General features: G+C 38.3%; 19 protein-coding genes. 3 read left to right on the forward strand and 16 right to left on the reverse strand.

From position 1 onward, the window contains the following. Window positions 1-273: 273 nt before the first annotated feature. The 8 genes from ACIQZG_RS13990 to ACIQZG_RS14025 form a co-directional block, all read right to left on the reverse strand. The gene (locus tag ACIQZG_RS13990; protein ID WP_402755953.1) at window positions 274-426 is read right to left on the reverse strand and encodes a YpzG family protein; all 153 of its coding nucleotides are present in this window, start codon (window positions 424-426) and stop codon (window positions 274-276) included. A gap of 81 nt (window positions 427-507) precedes the next feature. Next, complete coding sequence (locus tag ACIQZG_RS13995; RefSeq protein WP_402755954.1) at window positions 508-2,049, reverse strand: AMP-binding protein; 1,542 nt, start codon at window positions 2,047-2,049, stop codon at window positions 508-510. Window position 2,050: 1 nt separating this feature from the next. After that, the gene (locus tag ACIQZG_RS14000) at window positions 2,051-2,890 is read right to left on the reverse strand and encodes an SDR family NAD(P)-dependent oxidoreductase (RefSeq protein ID WP_402755955.1); all 840 of its coding nucleotides are present in this window, start codon (window positions 2,888-2,890) and stop codon (window positions 2,051-2,053) included. A gap of 895 nt (window positions 2,891-3,785) precedes the next feature. Further along, window positions 3,786-4,178 (reverse strand): carboxymuconolactone decarboxylase family protein, encoded by a 393-nt coding sequence (locus ACIQZG_RS14005; protein WP_402755956.1) that lies wholly within the window; start codon window positions 4,176-4,178, stop codon window positions 3,786-3,788. 472 nt (window positions 4,179-4,650) lie between these two features. Further along, window positions 4,651-6,021, reverse strand: a complete 1,371-nt coding sequence (gene argH / locus ACIQZG_RS14010) for an argininosuccinate lyase (protein ID WP_402755957.1) — start codon at window positions 6,019-6,021, stop codon at window positions 4,651-4,653. 80 nt (window positions 6,022-6,101) lie between these two features. Further along, complete coding sequence (locus ACIQZG_RS14015) at window positions 6,102-7,295, reverse strand: argininosuccinate synthase (RefSeq protein ID WP_402755958.1); 1,194 nt, start codon at window positions 7,293-7,295, stop codon at window positions 6,102-6,104. 264 nt (window positions 7,296-7,559) lie between these two features. After that, on the reverse strand, window positions 7,560-8,315 hold the full coding sequence (locus ACIQZG_RS14020; RefSeq protein ID WP_402755959.1) for an SDR family NAD(P)-dependent oxidoreductase: 756 nt from the start codon (window positions 8,313-8,315) through the stop codon (window positions 7,560-7,562). Window positions 8,316-8,323: 8 nt separating this feature from the next. Continuing rightward, window positions 8,324-9,271, reverse strand: coding sequence for an MBL fold metallo-hydrolase (locus ACIQZG_RS14025; protein WP_402755961.1), 948 nt, complete (start codon window positions 9,269-9,271; stop codon window positions 8,324-8,326). 395 nt (window positions 9,272-9,666) lie between these two features. Here ACIQZG_RS14025 and proC point away from each other — a divergent pair, with 395 nt between their 5' ends. Beyond that, window positions 9,667-10,473: a pyrroline-5-carboxylate reductase gene (proC, locus tag ACIQZG_RS14030; protein WP_402755963.1), complete on the forward strand. Its 807-nt coding sequence runs from the start codon at window positions 9,667-9,669 to the stop codon at window positions 10,471-10,473. 45 nt (window positions 10,474-10,518) lie between these two features. Beyond that, on the forward strand, window positions 10,519-11,529 hold the full coding sequence (gene namA, locus ACIQZG_RS14035; RefSeq protein ID WP_402755965.1) for an NADPH dehydrogenase NamA: 1,011 nt from the start codon (window positions 10,519-10,521) through the stop codon (window positions 11,527-11,529). Window positions 11,530-11,674: 145 nt separating this feature from the next. Here namA and ACIQZG_RS14040 read toward each other — a convergent pair whose 3' ends face one another. The 7 genes from ACIQZG_RS14040 to ACIQZG_RS14070 form a co-directional block, all read right to left on the reverse strand. Beyond that, window positions 11,675-12,241, reverse strand: coding sequence for an NADPH-dependent FMN reductase (locus ACIQZG_RS14040; protein WP_402755967.1), 567 nt, complete (start codon window positions 12,239-12,241; stop codon window positions 11,675-11,677). A 12-nt stretch (window positions 12,242-12,253) separates the two neighbouring features. Further along, window positions 12,254-13,309, reverse strand: coding sequence for an LLM class flavin-dependent oxidoreductase (locus ACIQZG_RS14045; protein WP_402755968.1), 1,056 nt, complete (start codon window positions 13,307-13,309; stop codon window positions 12,254-12,256). A gap of 14 nt (window positions 13,310-13,323) precedes the next feature. After that, window positions 13,324-14,265: a ring-cleaving dioxygenase gene (locus ACIQZG_RS14050; RefSeq protein WP_402755969.1), complete on the reverse strand. Its 942-nt coding sequence runs from the start codon at window positions 14,263-14,265 to the stop codon at window positions 13,324-13,326. A 53-nt stretch (window positions 14,266-14,318) separates the two neighbouring features. Next, a complete protein-coding gene (locus tag ACIQZG_RS14055; protein ID WP_402755971.1) occupies window positions 14,319-14,762 on the reverse strand; it encodes a MarR family winged helix-turn-helix transcriptional regulator in 444 nt (147 codons plus the stop codon). Window positions 14,763-14,944: 182 nt separating this feature from the next. Beyond that, on the reverse strand, window positions 14,945-16,342 hold the full coding sequence (locus ACIQZG_RS14060) for a hypothetical protein (protein ID WP_402755973.1): 1,398 nt from the start codon (window positions 16,340-16,342) through the stop codon (window positions 14,945-14,947). Window positions 16,343-16,585: 243 nt separating this feature from the next. Continuing rightward, the gene (locus ACIQZG_RS14065) at window positions 16,586-17,770 is read right to left on the reverse strand and encodes an iron-containing alcohol dehydrogenase (RefSeq protein ID WP_402755975.1); all 1,185 of its coding nucleotides are present in this window, start codon (window positions 17,768-17,770) and stop codon (window positions 16,586-16,588) included. A gap of 65 nt (window positions 17,771-17,835) precedes the next feature. Further along, window positions 17,836-19,356 carry a CoA-acylating methylmalonate-semialdehyde dehydrogenase gene (locus ACIQZG_RS14070; protein ID WP_402755977.1) on the reverse strand — a complete coding sequence of 507 codons (1,521 nt, stop codon included), beginning with the start codon at window positions 19,354-19,356 and terminating at the stop codon, window positions 17,836-17,838. 228 nt (window positions 19,357-19,584) lie between these two features. Here ACIQZG_RS14070 and ACIQZG_RS14075 point away from each other — a divergent pair, with 228 nt between their 5' ends. Next, entirely contained in the window at window positions 19,585-20,196 is a 612-nt protein-coding gene (locus ACIQZG_RS14075) for a TetR/AcrR family transcriptional regulator (protein WP_402755979.1), read from the forward strand. A 75-nt stretch (window positions 20,197-20,271) separates the two neighbouring features. Here ACIQZG_RS14075 and ACIQZG_RS14080 read toward each other — a convergent pair whose 3' ends face one another. Continuing rightward, on the reverse strand, window positions 20,272-20,502 hold the full coding sequence (locus ACIQZG_RS14080; protein ID WP_402755980.1) for an acyl-phosphate glycerol 3-phosphate acyltransferase: 231 nt from the start codon (window positions 20,500-20,502) through the stop codon (window positions 20,272-20,274). Window positions 20,503-20,572: the final 70 nt, after the last annotated feature.

The raw sequence follows: 20,572 nt of genomic DNA on the forward strand, positions 1-20,572 counted from the left end.
ACAACAATTATCGTTACCAATGGAATCTAAAAAGGATGGCTCCTGTACAATACAGAAACCATCTCTTAGCTGCTTAATCTCTTTTTTTAGTTTGTTCTTGACTTAGGTACCACATTAATTACTTAGGTGGAGTCCCCTTTCTTATTTTATATAATAAAAACCGAACTTATAGAACTAATTTTCCTTTAATTCTAAGTGTGACTGTTCAGATATACAATCTAAAAAAGCCCAGAATAAATTCTGGACTTGATGACACTTAATGCTTCTAGCTGATTAAAACTGTCGGGCTTTCGCTTCACTTCTCAAGAGTCGGTTATGCAGAGTGATCTCTGTTTCACCATTTACTTGAGATTTTGAATGCTTAATCCTTGACCAGTTACGGTGGATTTTTTGAGATTTTGGGTCTAAGTTTTCAGGCCTACTCATGCTCCATCCTCCTCATCAAATTAGATTTCATCAGTGAAATCTTTATTATTATGGCTAAAATACGTCATTGTATACAAACTTTTAAGTAATTTGTTTTAGCTTCTTTTTATCAAGTTTGCCTAAAGGTGTATAGGGCATACTAGAAACAAAGACAATCTCTTTTGGCATTTGAAATCTAGCGACTCTTGGGCGCAACCAGTCCATTAGTGTTTCCTCCGTAAGTTGAATAGTTACTGGCTGTATAAATGCCCGCAATCTCTGTCCAAATTGTTCATCATACATACCGATAACGGCTACAACCTCTACTAATGGGTGATGTATAAGGACTTGCTCAAGTTCAATTGGATAAACGTTTTCTCCAGCTGAAACGACCATATCATCTGTTCGCCCACGTAAAAAATAATACCCATTTTTATCTCGAAAACCTAAATCACCAGTTTCTATCCAGTCACTATCCCTATTTTGCATTGACCAGTTATTTTTAATACAAAACTGACCTACTACTCCATCTTCAACCGTATTCTTATTATGGTCCAATACCTTCAATTGAGCACCCTCAATTTTTTTACCAATCGTGTTCGGTGCAGAGCGCAAGTCTTGTGGTGTTGCGATCATATTTAAACCCGCTTCAGAAGTTCCATATAGGTTGTATATTACTCCGCCTAACTTACTAAAAACCTCTTCTACAAGCTTTGCATTAAGCTCAGCACCGCCCGAAGCGATGCAAGTAAGTGATGTTAAATCGTTGACATTTGTTTTTAACATTTTATGTAACATTAATGGCACAACTGAGACTACTTCAACTTTATGTTCACGAATAAGTTGACACGCTTCTTCTGCACGAAAGCCCTTATTAATGATCACTTTTTTCCCTAATGCAATACATGAAATTAATATCGCTATTCCATAGCCATGGTAAAGAGGTGTTGCAATATATGCCGTTTGATAATTAAAAAGTTTTAATTTCGTTTGTACCGTTAAAAATGGATTTAGAAACTTAAAAAGTGATGGCTTATGTGCCACTTCCTTCGATTTTCCTGTAGTCCCTCCTGTCAGGAGCATGATTTGACCGCTAGATGATCGCTGTAATTTATAGTTTTCATCAACCTTCGAACGCAGCAAGTGATTAATGGCTGGCAGGTCTTGCTGGTAGCTCAAAATCCTTTCTTTCATGTACCCCGAATCCTCAAGTAAATGACTCAGTTCAATATCATAGATTAAAAAATCAAAGTTATGCTGATTAACTAATTGCTTGAATTGTACTTGGCTCATATCAGAATTAAGTAAATAAATATCTAGTCCTAATCGTGACGTCGCAAAAATAGCATTCACCATGGAAATATGATTTTTACATAAAAAACCGACCTTTTGTCCAGCTTTCATCTGATACTTTTCCTTAAAGATAATGGCCAACTTCTCTGACTGTACCTGCAATTGTTTATAGCTTACAGTTTCATCACCATCTACTATCGCAATCTTTTGATTATATGTATCCCCGGCTATTTTCAATAATGTCATCAGATTGATGCCATTTTTAAATATTGAAGTGATAAGTCTGGCAATCCCAACTGGCGTAAGGAGTTTCATAGAATTTAGAACCTTAAATAATCTAATGATCACCATTTCACCTCCTTCTCAACATAGTGGGCATCCCCACTTCCAAAATCCCTCTAAAGAGAAGCGATGACCACTGCCCGAACGTCAACCACCATGGCCTATAGCTTTTCTTTTTCGTATACATGGATCTACAAATAATTTTCGCTACATGGCTCGGGCACATGGCTGGCATTTTTTCATATGAGACTGTTGGTTTAATCATTGGCGTTCTTACTAATGGAAGGTATAGAGTAGATGTCGATATGCCCATCACTTTCAGCTCCGGTGCTGCTGAACGAAACCAAGTGTCAAAGGCTGACTTCGAAGCCTGATAAGCTGCCCAATATGGTATTGGTAATAATAAAACATTAATTGACGAGATATTAATTATTTGGCCTTTATTTTTCTCAAGTAGCGGAATGACTGACAGCAACAATTGAACCGGAGCAAAATAATTAATGGCCATTGTCCTTGTAAAATCATGATAGCGATTTAATGATTGCTTTATGGGACGATTGATTGATATACCAGCATTACTAATTACAATATCTACGCCATTTGGTAGCTGATGAATAAATAAAAGTAACTGCTCCATCTCCTTTGCATTTCTTAGGTCTGCCCTAAAAATACTAACTTTCGCAGTCTTCTTTTCGATATCCTCTTTAATGGTTGCAAGCCTTTCCTCTCTTCTAGCCACTAAAATCAAATGCACATTTATGTCAGCTAAGAGATATGCTACCTGCTCGCCTATTCCTGAACTCGCACCAGTAATAAAAATTGTTTTTCCATTTACTGTGCGTTTAAGCTTCTCTATATTTAAATACATAGATGGAAATAGAAGTCTTTCTAAAAGGTTATAATTATACATAACAAACCTCTTTTCGCTTTATAATACTTAGAATGCCTACGTTTGAACAAACAAAGAAATCACCATCGATTTTTGTTATATTATTCAAAACTCTTTTCCCACAATTATTAGCTGATTAACTTCATTGTACAAGAGGCGGAAAATAAAAACATCCAGTTATTTCTCTCATTGCGAACGAATGATGAAATTCCTGGTGATGAATTGTACCTCATTAATCGAAGTATTTTGTTGGATAACGCCATAAGACCATAGGCCACTAAAAAATAGCCATGCATTTTAAATATTTTATTCAGTTTTCCACAATAAATATTTTAGAATAGTTACTTCCATTTAAACATAAAAAAGACCCAGAATAATTCTGAGTCCGTGGTCACTTATTGCCTACAATTGACTATAACTGGTTCGCTTCAGCTTCACACCTCAAGTAATAGTTAGACAGAGTAAACTCTGATTGACTAATACATATGAGATTTTTTGAAGCCTACACTTTATTCAGTTGTGGCGGACTTTCCTGAGATTCTTGGTCTACCGGCTTCGAATTACTCATGATGCATCCTCCTCATCAAATTAGATTAATAAGTGTTACCTCAATCAGTATGAGCAGATTGCCCAAAATCTATACATGCAATGTGAAAATTTTTAAAAGTTAAAAAAATATTCTCTTTGCTCACTACATTTTTCTTAACTTACTGTATAATCATCATAATTTAGGACTGAAAATGCTGATTCATATAGCAATGGATTGTGTTATCAGAACAGTTTTTAAATTTATCGCATATTTACCTGGATTTATCGATATACTTTTTGATTTTGTCGCCCCTCTTTACATATTTATCGCAAATCTTCCCTAAACTAAAACAAGCACGAGGCTTTACTATGGCTCATGCTCATTTCATTATTTTTTCACTGTTAGTTGCTTCTCTTGAAATACCTGCTGTGCGATTGTTAACGCATTTTGCACACGTGGAAAACCTATGTACGGTACTAATTGTAACAGTGCCTCAACAATTTCAGTAGGTGTTAAACCTGCATGCAAGCCACGAGTAATATGTGTTTTTGTTTGCGGTGCAGCACCTTGTGTTACGACAGCTGTAATCACCACAAGTGCACGACTTTTGGCATCAAGTCCAGGTCGTGAATATACGTCACCATAGGCAAATTCCACAATCATTTTACGTAAATCTGGTGCAATATCAGCTAAAGCATCATGGTCCACCATACGTGTTGCCTCTTCTTCTGACACGTACTGCTTAATCGTTTCAAACCCCTTTGTAAAACGTTCACTCATTGTTAATCCCTCCCACTAAATGGTAGCATATTTTTTCACATACAAAAACCCTATTTCCACGTCTCCGGAAATAGGGATTGTCCTTCACATATGTAAGGTGCTCTTTTTCGTTTCACCCTCTGGCTCCACAGAAAAAGGAAAGTGTGTTTTTCATAGTGCCTCACAGGACAGCTTTAATGAAATATCTATGCAAAAGTCACAAGGACATGCACGCAATAATCAATTAGGCCTCGGCGTAATTGCGTCCAGATTTTGAATTGTGCTTAGGCCTGCACGATGCAGGTCAGTTAGCCGTTGTCGCATGGATGCGACGTCCTTAGGTTAACGTCCTAAATTAACTCCTTTCAAAATCTGTGACATCCACCGGAGGCTTTAAACTTATTCAGCAGGTAATTAAACACCACTTAAATAAAAGCTAAAATAAGTTTTCATCTCAACACAAAAAAAGGAAAGAGACTTCTACTGAGTAATTTTAAAGGCAAGCTTTTGCTTTGTCGATTTGGATTTTTACTTGATCGAAGCCAGTGCCACCTAATGAGTGACGGCGACGAACTGCCGCTTCTGGTGCTAACACATCATAAATATCCGCTTCTAAAAGTTCGCTTTCTTTTTTCATGTCTTCAATCGGTAAATCCAGTAAGAAGATCCCTTTTTGAATACATGTGAAGACAAGTTTACCAGTCACTTCATGCGCCTCACGGAATGGCATACCTTTTGTTGCTAGGTAATCTGCAAGTTCAGTCGCATTTGAGAAGTCAGAGTGTACAGCCTTATGCAGACGCTCTGTGTTAACTGTCATTGTACGCACCATACCTTCAAAGATTTTAAGTGACCCAAGAATTGTATGGACAGTATCGAACATACCCTCTTTGTCTTCTTGCATATCTTTGTTGTACGTTAACGGCGTACCTTTTAAAACTGTTAGTAAACCCATTAGATTGCCGTATACACGGCCCGTTTTCCCACGAATTAGCTCCGCCATATCCGGGTTTTTCTTCTGTGGCATGATTGATGAACCTGTCGAGAATGCATCATCTAGCTCAATGAATTTAAACTCATCTGTTGACCATAGAATAATTTCTTCAGCAAAACGTGATAAATGCGCCATCATTAATGAAGAATTACTTAAGAATTCTACGATGAAATCACGATCACTTACCGCATCCATTGAGTTTGCGTAAACTTCACTAAAGCCTAATAGCTCTGCTGATTTTAAACGATCGATTGGGAAAGTTGTCCCTGCCATCGCACCTGCACCTAAAGGAAGAATGTCAATACGTTTCAGAGATTCTGTAAAGCGCTGTTTATCACGCTCTAACATCCAAAAGTATGCCATTAAATGATGTGCAAAAGAAATAGGCTGTGCACGTTGTAAATGCGTATAGCCAGGAGCAATTGTTTCCACATGCTCTTCCGCTTTTTCAAGTAATGTATTTTGGAACGCCTCAATTAAGCCGATTGCTTCTTTGACACGTTTTTTCAAGAAAATATGCATATCCGTTGCCACTTGGTCGTTACGGCTACGGCCTGTATGTAATTTCCCACCAACGGGACCAATCAAATCGATCAGCATTTTCTCTAAATTTAAATGAATATCTTCATTCGCTACTGTGAATTCAAGCTCACCTGCGATTGCTTTTTCTTGTAATTGTGCAAGACCGCCAAGAATAGCTTCAACGTCAGTGGCTGGTAAAATATCTGTTGCGCCAAGCATTGTCACGTGTGCCACGCTACCTTCAAGGTCTTCCATTACTAGTTGTTGGTCGAAGCCGATTGATGCACCGAACTCATCAACCCAAGCTTCTGCTGATTTTTGGAAACGTCCGCCCCATAGTTTTGTCATCCCAGCTCACCTTTTCCTTTATAATCTTGTTGAAAAGGTGCAGTACAGCGCGAATGCTGCACTACACCTAGAATTTCGTACTATTTTTTGTTCACAGAAGAGTTTACTACTGTTGGTAAGCCCCATAATTCGATGAAGCCAACTGCTGATGCATGGTTGAATTGGTCTTCTTTCGAGTAAGTTGCTAATTTCTCACTATATAGTGAGTTTGGAGATTTACGTCCTTCAACGATTGCATGACCTTTGTAAAGTTTCACGCGTACTGTACCATTTACGTATTGCTGTGACTCAGCAAGGAATGCTTGTAGTGCGTCACGTAATGGTGAGAACCATAAACCATCGTAGATTAATTCAGATAATTTTTTCTCGATTACTGGTTTGAAGTGAGCAAGCTCTTTTACTAGCGTTAAGTCTTCTAGCTCTTTATGAGCAGTTAAAAGAACTTTTGCCCCTGGAATTTCATATACTTCACGAGATTTGATACCAACTAGGCGATTTTCCACGTGGTCGATACGTCCTACACCGTGTGCGCCCGCTACTGCATTTAATTCTTGGATTAAATCAGCTAGTTTCATTTCTTTACCGTTTAAGGCAACTGGTTTACCTGCAACGAATTCGATTTCTACAAATTCCGCTTCGTTCGGTGCATTTTCCACTGAAACAGTTAAGCCGTAAGCCTCTTCAGGGGGAGATACCCATGGATCTTCCATGACACCAGCTTCGTTTGCACGGCCCCATAAGTTTTGGTCGATTGAGAATGGTGAATCAAGTGTCGCAGGAATCGGTACATTGTGTTTCATTGCATATTCGATTTCTTCGTCACGGCTCCAGCCCCACTCACGTACAGGTGCTAACACTTCTAAATCTGGGTTAAGTGCTTTAATAGAAACTTCAAAACGAACTTGGTCATTTCCTTTACCTGTGCAACCATGTGCTACTGCGTCTGCATTTACTTCGTTCGCGATTTCTACTAATTTTTTAGAAATTAATGGACGAGAAAGTGCTGATACTAATGGATATTTTTGTTCATACCATGTATGTGCTTGTAAAGATACTAATGCATATTCATCAGCGAATTCATCTTTCGCATCTACCATATATGATTCTACCGCTCCTACTTGAAGCGCTTTGTTTTTAATAAATTCTAGGTCTTTTCCTTCACCGACATCTAGACAAACTGCGATAACGTCCCATCCTTGTTCTTTTAACCAAGGGATCGCTACTGATGTATCTAGACCACCTGAGTATGCTAAAACTACTTTTTTATTTGCCATGAAAAATGCGCCTCCAATTGCTCTATTCGATGTATGTTTATACATTCTATTAAAAGTTTATACACGAATAGTACCATGTTATAAAAATAAATACAAGTGCATTTTTATAAAAAATTAGACTTTTATGATTTATGTAAATAGTAAGGCACAACAATGTTTAAAGGCTCTTTTCGAATAGGGATTCTTTTTACTCGAAAAAACGTTATCTTCCTAAATCACCCAATGTATATGATATAAAAAAAGATTCTGCAATCGCAGAATCTTTTATTTCTTATTGAAGAGTGGTTTTGCTAGACGTTCAATCGTAGCAGGAGCTAGCGCATATAGCTTACTTGTTAACCCCATAATTCGTGGTAAATTAACTTCACGTACCGGACGTCCAATTGTCTTTATCGTCTCTTGTGCTACATGTTCAGGCGTTAGTAAAAAACGACCTAACGATTCACGGTAGCCACTTTCATCATTCGCTTTGTCTAAGAAGGGCGTATCAATTGGCCCTGGGTGAATGGCAGTAACGGTAACATTATAAGGAGCTAGTTCCATACGTAAACCGTTTGTAAAACCGACGATTGCATGCTTCGTTGCTGCGTAGACACTTGCTTTCGGCGTCGCAACTTTTCCAGCCTGTGAACCAATAAAAATAAGCTGACCATGACCACATTCCATCATTTGTGTAGCTAATCGCTTTGCCAAATACATTGGCACAGTCACGTTTAAATCAACCATTTGTGCAATCGCCTCATCCGAAAGCTCAGGTGCAAGCCCAAACTTTCCAACGCCAGCGGACAGTATAGCAACATCAATTTCAGGTAATTGTGCACAAACTTCATCAATTGCACTTAATGACGTTAAATCAGCTTGTATAACATTGGCTCCTCGACGCTCTAATGCCTTGAGTGCTACCACATTGCGTCCAGTTGCATAAACCTGATGCCCCTCGGCAACTAATAACTCGGTAATTTTTAAGCCAACCCCACTCGTCGCTCCAGTAACAAATACCGTTTTTTTATTCAAAATCATGTATAAACCTACTTTCGTTTAAACAAATAGACACCTGCTTCATTTTTCTCTGACGTAACGAAGCTATTTGCTTCTAAGTAATCTAAATGTCCAATTGTTTTTGAAATCGTCAATCCAAGCTGCCGTGGGAAAATAGAAGGGTATAAGCGCTCTGTCATTTGTACAGCAGTTAATTTTGCCTCACCAAGAAGGTCTAATACCTTCATTGATTGCTGCTGTTGACGCTCTAAACGCTTATCAATAAGATCAGGTATATTTTCTAAATCTGCACCATGCCCTGTATACATCTTCTTTACTGGCAACTGTTTTAGAATCTCAAGGGATTCATTATATTGTAACAATGATTTTGTTCTTCCAAGCGTTCGATTGAGTGGTGGCTCAATTAGTGGGTTAGGTGTGATTTTATCTAATAATAAATCTCCACCAATTACATGATTTGTTCTCTCACTCCAAAAAATGAAGTGGCTTTGCGCATGTCCAAGTGTCTCGATGGCCTTTAAGCCTGGATGCCCTGGCACCTCGTCACCATCATATAGTATCTGAGTGAGCGGTCGTTCACCGACAAGCTCCAACTCTCGGCGAACATGGACGTTAGCCTGAATATATTCGCGTGGTACACCATGTTCATATAATCGCTTACTATAAAACTGTTCATGATAATCTAGAAACTCCTCATCATGACGCAGCCATTTATCATTATATTCATGTCCAATAATTTCAGCATGTGGGAATGCATCCACCCACCCCGCATGATCGGGATGATGATGTGTTAGCACAACTTGCTCAATATCTTGCAATTGATAGCCAGCTGCATGAATTCCCCATTTAAGCGCGTCATAGGCCTCCATAGTCTTTGGCCCAACATCAAAAATTGTTAGTGCATCCCCTTTGACAATAAATGCATTAACATCCCCTACTGCATAGGGTGTTGGTATTTCGATTTTGTGTACCGACAAAGCTGTATCCCCCTCTTTGCAATTAATGAATCTTCATTCATACTATTCTACAGTTTTTTTTCTAATTCGTCACGCAAGTATTGACAGTCAATAAGTTTATCCCTATAATTTTGAATAATCGAAATTAAAAATAGGCTATGATGAAGCCAAGTACGCATTTGGTGAAGGTGTTGAAAGAGAGTGTTATATCTGCTGCAAGTAACACCACCCACTCCCTCTGCTGAACCTACTTCTGAGCTGTTATGACAACATAACCGTCCCCCCTTGCGATAAGAGGGTTTATGAGTTGTGCCCAATGGCAAACAAAGGTGGTACCGCGGAATGCAATAGCGTTTTCGTCCTTATTATTTAAGGACGGGAACGCTTTTTATTTTGAACTGGAGGGTTTTATTTTTATGAAAAAAATATTATTTATCGGTGCAGGCTCAATGGCCGAGGCACTTATGCAGGGCTGGATTAAACAGCATGTTTTTAAGCCCCAAGAAATATACATCACAAACCGTTCAGACAACGAACGTTTGCAATTTTTACACGAAAAATATGGCGTGTCTATCCTGCAAGACGATGCAACTTTTACTCAATTAGATGCTATTATTTTAGCGATGAAACCAAAAGATGCAGTTGCGGCCATGCAACTTTTGTACACAAAATTAGCTGATCATACGGCTGTCCTCTCTATTCTAGCAGGTATACCAATTAACACCATCACAGAAAACCTTGGCAGTCGTCCTGTTGCTCGTGTCATGCCAAATACTTCTGCTACAATCGGGATGTCAGCAAGTGGTATCGCCTTTAATAATGAAGTATCTGATGAACAACGTGTGATTTTTCTTCAATTATTAGAAGCGATTGGTTCTGTGATTGAAGTAAAAGAGGATCAACTTCATGCGGTTACTGCTCTTTCAGGTAGTGGACCTGCCTATATTTATTATTTAATGGAAGCTTTTGAACGTGTAGGCACAGAAGTTGGGCTGGATAAAGATACAGTGCGTCTACTAATGACACAAACTTTAGCTGGTACTGCAGAAATGCTCAAACAATCACCAGAAGAGCCAAACGAGCTGCGCAAAAAAGTAACGAGTCCCGGTGGCACAACAGAAGCAGGTATTAAAGCTCTTGAACATTATCACTTCAATGACGCTATTGAAGCATGCATTAAAGGTGCTGAAGCTCGGTCTCGCGAACTTGCAAAAAGTAAATGATACAGGCAAAATACAGTGTATCACCAAGAATTAGGAGGCAATCATTTGAGCAAATTATTTGAACCTTATCAATTACAAAATATTTCTTTAAAAAACCGTATTGTAATGGCACCAATGTGCATGTATTCTGCTGAGGATGATGGCCTCGTTACACCATTTCACGTTGTGCACTACGCGACACGTGCAGCTGGTCAAGTTGGGTTGATCGTATTAGAAGCAACTGGTGTTTTACCAGAAGGACGAATTTCAAACAAAGACCTTGGCATCTGGGATGATGCACATATTGATGGCTTAAAACAAGTCGTTGATGGCATCAAGGCATACGGAGCGAAAACAGCTATTCAATTAGCCCACGCAGGACGAAAAGCAACGGTTGAAGGTGAAATTTTCGCCCCTTCAGCAATTGCCTTTAACGATGCCTATAAAACTCCGACAGAAATGACGTTAACTGATATCAAAAAAGTCATTGAGGCTTTTAAACAAGCTGCCATTCGGGCAGACAAAGCTGGTTTTGATGCACTCGAAATTCACGGAGCACATGGTTATCTAATTAGTGAGTTCTTATCACCTGCAACGAATAAGCGTACAGACGCTTACGGTGGCTCACAGGAAAACCGCTATCGTCTCCTTCGCCAAGTCATCGATACGATTCGTAGTGTTTGGGACGGACCGTTACTTGTGCGTGTTTCTGCTGAGGACTATGCTGAAGACGGTACAACGATGGATGATTTCATCGTCTTTAGCCGCTGGATGAAATCTCAGGGCGTCGATTTAATCGATGTTTCTACAGGTGGTGTTGTACCAGCCAGTATTAATGTGTTCCCAGGCTATCAGGTACCACATGCAGAAGCTATCAAACATGGGGCTAACATACCTACGAGTGCAGTAGGTATGATTACAACAGCCATTCAAGCAGAGGAAATCTTACAAAACAACCGTGCGGACCTCATTTTCTTAGCACGAGTATTGTTGCGCGAGCCTTATTGGCCACTTCATGCAGCAAAAGAATTGGGTGAAGAAGTAACACCACCAACACCTTATGTACGAGGTTGGTAAACACTTATTGGTATACTATCGCAGTTTTTACAGGGTCTATCAGTAATTACATCCAATCAAAAAACATATCTACTAATACAAAAAACCGCTTTTGGCTACGGACCAAAAGCGGTTTTATTGTAAATTATGCTAGCAAAATACAATACTAAAAATCATATTCCTCGTCTTTTTTTGCTCGAATGGCTGCGAAAGCATCCACCATAACAACTGTATCCTCCGCTAAACGTTCTAAACGGAACAGGACGTCATCATTGATAATTTCTTTGCGTAAAAAGTCCTTTTCTTCTATAAATACATATGTCGGCACGATATGTGCTTTCATATAAGCAAGAATGGGTTTTAATTGTTGCTCAACCATTAAATAATGTTTTGATGTACCAGCTGTAACAACCGTACTCACGACCTTATCTCGAAAAGCATTCACTGGCAGTAAATCAAAAATATTTTTCAATGTCGCTGGAATTGATGCTTGGAACGTAGGTGTACCAATAACAATTGCGTCAGCTGCCATAATTGTTTCAGTTACATATTTTGTATCCCCGTGATATTCAAAGTAATTACGTCCATCACTAAATTCTAATTTATATTCGGCTAAGTCCAGTAATGTCACTTCATGCTCAGGGTATTTTTGTTGAAGCATTTCAACGACTTTTAACATTGCTGTTTTTGTTTTAGAGCCAACAATTGAGCCTGCTAGTGCTACGATTTTCATGTTGTTCTCTCCTTATTTCGCTGTATATTTTTTAATTGCTGGAAGAATGTCATTCCCGATTATTTCGATGTTTTTCATTATTTTATCGAATGGTACGCCACCAAAGTCAATTTGAGCCATAAAGCGTTGCATACCATAAAGTTCAAATTGATAAAGCATTTTTTCGATAATTTGTTCTTTGCTACCAACCATTAGAGCATCACGTGTATCCGGTGCTTGTGCAAATTGTTGTTTTGGATACCCGCCACCACGGATTGCTTGGAAGCCTCCATTAATATGAGGGTACATGCCTTGTAAAGCTTCTTGTGTCGTATCTGCTACATAAAATAGACTCGTTGTCGCAATCGGTAATGTACTTGAATCAAAGCCATTACGATCTGCCGCTTCACGGTACGCATCCACAGAAGCTTTAAAGTTCACTGCAGGGCCACCTAATGTAGTTAACATCATCGGGATTCCCATATAGCCAGCTTTAATGGCACTAGCAGGTGGGCCACCTACTGCTCGCCAAATTGGTAAGGAACCATTTTTAGGTTGAGGCAAGATTCGAGCATTGTCCAGCGGCGCACGGAATTGCCCTTTCCAAGTCACAAGCTCCTCGTCATTTATCTTTTTCAATAACTCTAATTTCTCCTCAAAAATCTCTTCATAATCTTGCAATTCAACGCCTAGTAAATGATAGGCACCGACACGAGAACCACGACCGGCCACGATTTCAGCACGACCATTCGAGATTAAATCGATTGTTGCGAAATCCTCATACACACGTACCGGATCAGATACACTTAGCACAGTTGCTGAACTTGCTAGTTTAATTTTCTCAGTTGCCTGTGCGATAGCGCCTAAAACGACTGTATGTGCCTGTGTTGTAAAATACGTTTGGTGACTTTCACCGACACCAAATACATCAATGCCAGCTTGTTCTACTAATTTACTCGCTTCAATTAGCTCATTAATGCGTTGTTGTGCAGAAATGCGTTCGCCTGTTAGTGGGTTCGGGATATGATCCCCGAGTGAATATAGTCCAAATTCAATACCTTTTGATTGATCAATACGATAGTTTTCCATGTTGTTTCGCTCCTTTAATCTAGCGGTTCTAAAATTGCTTCAATTTCTGTACGTTTACCTTCTAAAAATGGAGGTAAATCAAGTTCTTTACCTAGGTCTTCAATCTTTGAATCTACTGTAAAGCCCGGTCCATCTGTCGCCATTTCGAACAAAATGCCATTACGATCTCTAAAGTAGAGGCTTTGGAAGTAATAACGGTCGACAACACCCGAACTGTCTAAGCCACGCTCTTTAATTAATGCATCCCATTTGTGTAATTCTTCAACAGTATCTACACGTAATGCAAGGTGGTGAATACTTCCGCGACCAGGTTTTTCACTTGGTCCCTCCTGCTCAATGACAACAATCTCACCTAATGTTTCATCTTTGATTGATTGCAGTCGTGCTTCTTTGTCATTTTCAGAAACAACTATATAATCAAACAGCTCTTTCAATAAATTCACAGTACGGCTTAAATAACGTACTGTCATTTCCACTGTACCCATACCTAATATACGATGCTCTTCAAGAACCTTTGAATCCTCCCATGCTTGCCACCCTACTGGTGTCTCTTGCCCATTATGATTTAACAACACCATACGTAAACCTTCATGATCCTCAAAAAACAGAGCATCCTTGCCTGCATAAGTAGTAATCTCGCTATGCTCGACATCTAATAATTCAAAACGGTTTTTCCAATATACTAAGCTTTCATAGCTTGGTACAAGTAATCCAATGCGAGTAATGGCATTCGTCCCTCGTACTGTTCGTCCTGCGACCGGCATTTCAAAGAAGGATAATTCTGTACCGGCAGCCCCCGTCAAATCTCCATAAAATAAGTGATACATAGATGGTGAATCCTGATTGACTGTTTTTTTCACACGACGTAAGCCAAGAACCTTTGTATAAAAATCATTATTACGTTTCCCGTTTTTCGTTAACATTGATATATGATGATGTCCGCTTAATTTTTTCATTTTAGTTTCCTCCTATATTTCACTTGACTACGCAAGTGATGGTGTAAAAAAAATTACGTTGTCGGTAATTTTTTTTCTCGGCTATTCTTTTCTAATTTCGACATTAGTGTATATAGTGTTTTCAATTCTTCTTCTGTTAGAACATCTTCAAAAAACGAGGATTGAAAATGAAGTTGACTTGGTGTTGCTGCGTCAATCATTTGCTCACCCTTGGCTGTTAGCGAAATTGTTTTTGTTTTCCAATCTTGCTTACGCTCAATCAGTTCTTCTTTTTCAAGACGTGCGAGCATACGTGACATACCACCCTGCGTGACAGTAACTTTTTCAGCGAGTTCTGATTGCGTTAATGGCGCATATGTCTTAATTTGCATTAGCACATCAAATTGCGCCGTTGTTAAGTCAAATCGTTTTAGAAATTCATTAGACAGCAGATTACTTTGATTGGTAAAGCGCATCATACGTAGCCATGTTAGTGATCCTAGTGTATGTTTTCGCATCGCTTCGTCCTCCTCTCTTTGCTCTGTATCATCACTTTACCATGCAAGTGATAAGTATGCAAGAATAATATCTCGAATTTGATATAATTTTATTAGTTATAGCATTCTAGTGATTCATTCTTGATTAAAAAAACAAGGTGACTACCTGTTCAAAAACGAACAAGAAGTCACCTATTTTTGTCTTAGAAAGATATAAGATGCTGACCATATTTAGCAATTAAACCATAGCCGGGCGCAAAGTAGTTGTCAAATGAAGTTTCAACAACATTGTTAAATGGACCTGCTGGGGTAGTGAATGTGTAATGTATAGCTCGAACATATCCTTCGTCTTTAGAAGTGTCCTCTGCTCGAGTAACTTTTGAACCTTCCTTAATCGGCTTTTCAAAAGTATAGTTGACACCATCTATTTCATAATAAAAAGCTTGGTCCGTTTCATCATACTTAATAAAGTAGGTATTCCCAGCTTCAAAACGATTGTTGGTCGTTTTGTTATATACTCTAATTTCTTTACCATCTTTATATGCTAATTTACGAAGTGTTTCATTTGGTAAGAAAGACGTTGTAATCGTAGGTGATTCATTTGGTATTTTTGTAGCGAGAACATTTTTCGGTACAGTATACATTTTTCCGTTCACTTGAATCAAAGCTGTTTCATTATTTTCAGTAAATAAAGAAGCTTCATGAAAACGTTTCAGCTCAATATCTTGAGATCCATCAAAACTTTTAGCTACAAACCCATACCGGATATAGCGTTTGCCCTGATTTTGAACAGGTTTTAGTAATTTTGCAGGAATATAGCCTCTGCCAGCTATAGATTGCACATATAAATATCCATTTAACTCTATACCTAAAGATTTAATCGCTGAGCCTTTCGGAATGATAAATAACGGTTTTGTATGGTCTATTTCACCAAATATTGACTGTTCATACCTTTCCTCTGCTCTAGCACCATTAATTGGTCCTATGAGCATCTGTGTATCGTCTGTTAATGCATAAAATCCTATATCTCTTTTTGTTGTTTCTACAATTCTAATATCTGTTCCATCTATATTGCCATCTACTGGATTTCCCTCATGAGAACTATAATAGTAATTTAATTTCCCTTTGTTGAAAGAAACAACGGTAGAATAACTTTCTGATACGTATTCAGTAAATAAATGCTGTCCGTATACAAGGTTTATCATCGGATATTTGTCTTCAAAATAAGCAGTAGTTCCTTGACGATTGATTACGATATATCCTGGATTTTTATAAAGTGAAGAACGGATTTCAAAAGGCACTTCCTTAAAAACAACTAAATCTGTTGCTTGTACACGATAGCCAGAGCTCATCCAATAAAATGTTTTATTGTCGTATTTTTCGATATTATAAACACGGAAATAATTGTTTTGTTTAACTATCATTGAACTATATGTACCATTCGCATTTTTCTTATAAACTTTCACGTCTTTCGTAAACGTCATTTTCCCTGTTTGATCTTTCACAACTTGTGCACCATCCCAGTTAACTGCAGCGTTAGATTTTACTGGGTTTGAGAAAAACACTAGAATCAAAAGGAAACCTACTTTGTATTTCTTCATTCAATCTACTCCATTTATGTTTAATTGTATAGTTACCCTATTATAGCTTTTAAAAAATCTATTTGTCGCTCCATTCTTATGAAAAGTCAAAAAATAATAGTCTTACAACGTAACTATTTATTCTTATAGTAATACAAACCCTTAATACACCATCACTTTCATACTCAAAAAAGAAGCTACCCGAATGGTCTCAAAAAAATGATTTTTCGGGTAGCTTCTTATTATATTAATCGGAAATATAGATTAGAATTCATAATGGTACACGATTTTATAAAGTTCCATTAGTTCTCCGTGTGTTGGCACTTTTGGATTATTTCCTGGGCTGCCACTAGCAATTGCATCAGCAGCCATCTTCGGAATCGCTGCATAAAAGGCATCTTCCTCAATGCCCCACTGCTGTAAGTTACCGATGTCCATCTTTCTGCACATTTCCTTAATAGAGGCGATTGCTAAATCTGCAAGTTCGTCTTGAGTCAACACCTCTCCTTCTTTATTAAAGAATTTACCGAGATCTGCTAAACGATCTACACATGCATCTTTTGAATACTCCAATACAGCAGGTAGCAACATTGCATTCGAAATTCCGTGTGGCACATGGAATAGCGCTCCAATAGGGCGGGACATGCCATGAACTAAAGCAACAGAAGCATTAGAAAACGACAAACCAGCCTGCATAGCACCGAGTGACATTGCTTCTCGTGCATCAATATCATCACCTTGTTCGTACACTTTCAAAATATTATTCACGATTAAATCCATTGCAGATAACGCAAGGACATTAGAATATGGATGGGCTAAACGTGATAAATAACTTTCAATTGCATGACTTAACGCGTCAATTCCCGTTGCTGCCGTGATTGCTGGCGGTGATGACACTGTTAGTAGCGGATCAACAATTGCTACATTTGGTAAAAATGCAGGTTGCTTAATCATCATTTTGACATCATTCGCTGTGTTTGTAATAACTGTCGCGTCTGTTGCCTCTGAGCCTGTACCAGCAGTCGTTGGAATAGCAATATGAGGTATCGGTGTTTGATCTGCAATCTTTTGCATTTTCATATAATCACCAACATAACCACCATTTGTTGCTAATACTGCAATAGCTTTCGCAGTATCAATACAGCTGCCTCCACCTACTGAAATGATGATGTCGCATTGTTCAGACTGTAGTAAATCGAGACCTTCTGTTACATACGTATCAACAGGCTCTGACGTGATACCCAAGTACGAAACTGCACTCAATCCTTGAGCAATTAAAAAAGAAGTACATTGATGAACAAAGCCTAAGCTATCCATAATCGGATCGCTTATTATGAGAGCCTTTGTTCCTAACTTTTTCGCATACACCCCTACTACTTCAAATGAATCTCTACCATAAATGATTGTCTCTGGTGAATTAACTGTAAAGATTGATTTTGTTTGAATCATATCCCATCCCCCTTAATGATAGTTCCTTATCACTCTCAATCTTTTAAAAAACTTTTTGTATGCACTTAGTCGTTATTACTTGGAAACGCAAATGTTGATGATGTTGACACGTTACTTGTCATCCAACGTTCAGAAACCGTTTTCGTTTTTGTAAAGAAGCGTGCCTGATCTGGTCCAAACATATGTCCTTCACCGAAACGAGACCCCTTAAACCCAGCAAAATTATGATAACCAACTGGAATTGGAATTGGGACGTTCACACCAACCATCCCTACATCTATCTCTGTCGTGAACTTCCGAGCAGCAAAACCATCGTTTGTAAAAATCGTCACACCATTTCCAAGTTCATGCTCATTAATTAGCTGAATCGCTTCATCTAATGAAGCCACACGTACTACATTACGAACAGGACCGAAGACTTCCTGTTCATAAATTTCCATGCCTGGTTTTACATGATCTAATAATGTCGGACCTACAAAGAAACCTTTGGATTCTTTGACTATATCTAGTTCACGCCCATCACAAGCAACTTTCGCCCCTTCAGATTCACCACGATCGATTGCTGCTAAAATCGCCTTTTTCGATTGTTGTGAAATTACTGGGCCAAAATCAGTATCGACCTCTTTATAAGACCCTACTTTTAACGCTGCAATTTTCACTTTTAAAATGTCTACAAGACGGTCTGCTGTTTCTTCGCCAACAGGCATTAACGTAGAAATAGCCATGCAACGCTGAGATGCTGCCCCATATGCTGCTCCGATAAATGCGTTAGCAACTTGTTCAAGATCCGCATCCGGCATTACGACCATGTTGTTTTTGCCCCCTCCTAGCGCAGTCACCCGTTTACCATATTTCGCACCTGTTTCATAAATGTATTTGGCAACTGGGGTCGATCCTACAAACGATACTGCTTGTACTTTTGGATTTTCTAAAATTTCATTTACAGCATCTTTATCACCATTTACAACAGTCCAAATGCCATCTGGTAGACCCGCTCTTTTCCACAATTCACTTACAAATAAAGCAGTCATAGGTACACGTTCAGATGCTTTTAACACAACAGCATTACCAACAGCGAGAGCCATACTTGTTTGAGCTAATGGCACCATAATCGGGAAATTGAATGGTGAAATAGCTGCGACAACACCTAGCGGATATTTTGCAGAATAAGCATTAATGTCGCCACCTACGTTTACCGAATATTCTCCTTTTACTAAATGAGGAGCACCAATTGCTAAGTCCACGGATTCAATCCCGCGTGTAATTTCACCTCTTGCATCCTCAGCGGTTTTACCACTTTCCTCACATATTATTCGGATTAACTCATCTACATTTTCAGTAAGTAGATTTCGGAAATTCAATACTACTTCTGCACGTTTTGCCACTGACGTATCGCGCCACTTTGGAAAAGCTTCATGCGCCAGTTCAATCGCTTCTTGCATCTCTGCAGCCGTAGCAAGGGGCACTTTTGCAAGCACATCTCCTGTTGTTGGATTGTATACTGATCCATAACGTCCACTTTTACCTTCGACCATTTTCCCACCGATAAAATGCTTTAATGTTTTTACACCCTGTATTGTTGTCATATGTGTAGTCCTCCCTTTTCCCCATAAATTTTAAAATAAATTAAATGATACACTAGCAAATTTACTTTTTTTAACGTACCATTAATGACAAGAAAACTTAATTGACCAAAGTCATTGACTGCGGTCAATTAAATCATAATAAAACCCAATATCTATCGTCAATACATAAATTTACCTTATTAAGTGAATAATTATTTTAGAATATAATATTTTGGGAGGTCGGATATTATGAATCCGTTAACTACTCGCCAGAAAAAGGCATTAGAAACGAGAGAAAAATTACTAAAAAATTCTTTAGATTTATTTAATAAATATGGATTTGAACATGTATCTGTTGAACAAATTACAAAAGCTTGCAACGTTTCAAAGGGTACATTTTATACCCACTTCCCTTCCAAATATGATGTTATTTTAGAAAAGTTTAAAGAACTAGATAGTTTTTATAGTATCGTGGAAAAAAACATGGAGCAGACATTGCCTGCAAGTGAGAAGATTTTAACGCTTTACAAAGAGCAAATGTTATATTTGATAAATGTTGTGGGCAAGGATTTAATGCGAACAGTCTATACAGCTGCGATGACCAATCAAGTTGAACGAGACCATTATTTAATTAGTTCAGAACGAAAAATTTTTCAAATTCTCAATACGTATATTGAGGAAGGGATTCGTCTTGGAGAATTTCGAGAGGATTTAGAGCTGGTGCAAATGCAGGCTCTTGTGCAACGATGCATGCGTGCAAATGTCTATGATTGGTTAATTCATAACGAAGAATTTGATTTAGTAACTGAGATTAACACCTTTACAACAGTTATGTTGAATGGCTTGAAAGTACAACTATAAAGAACACCCGCAATCACTAGATATTCTCTAACAATTGCGGGCGTTCTATTTTTGATAGGTTTCATTTAACATTTATCACATATGACCTGCGCGAATTTTCTTCACTATGCTGTATGTAGTCATCAAAGACATCGGTGTAAGAGCGGCAATTGAGATAAACCATATTTTTAAATTATCTGCGGCCTTTAATTCTGCATAATTTGTTAAAACAAAAATAATAAGGCCACCTAATAATATATAACTCAGCACGTTTGGAAAAATAACGAGTAAACGTAAAACGGCTGGTGGCATTTTCTGTTGATCCATAAAACCACACCCCTTTACTCAATTATACGTAAATACGCTATCAAACGCACTATATTTCTCTAAACATTCC

Source organism: Lysinibacillus sp. NPDC096418, assembly GCF_044762775.1.
Lineage (GTDB): Bacteria > Bacillota > Bacilli > Bacillales_A > Planococcaceae > Lysinibacillus.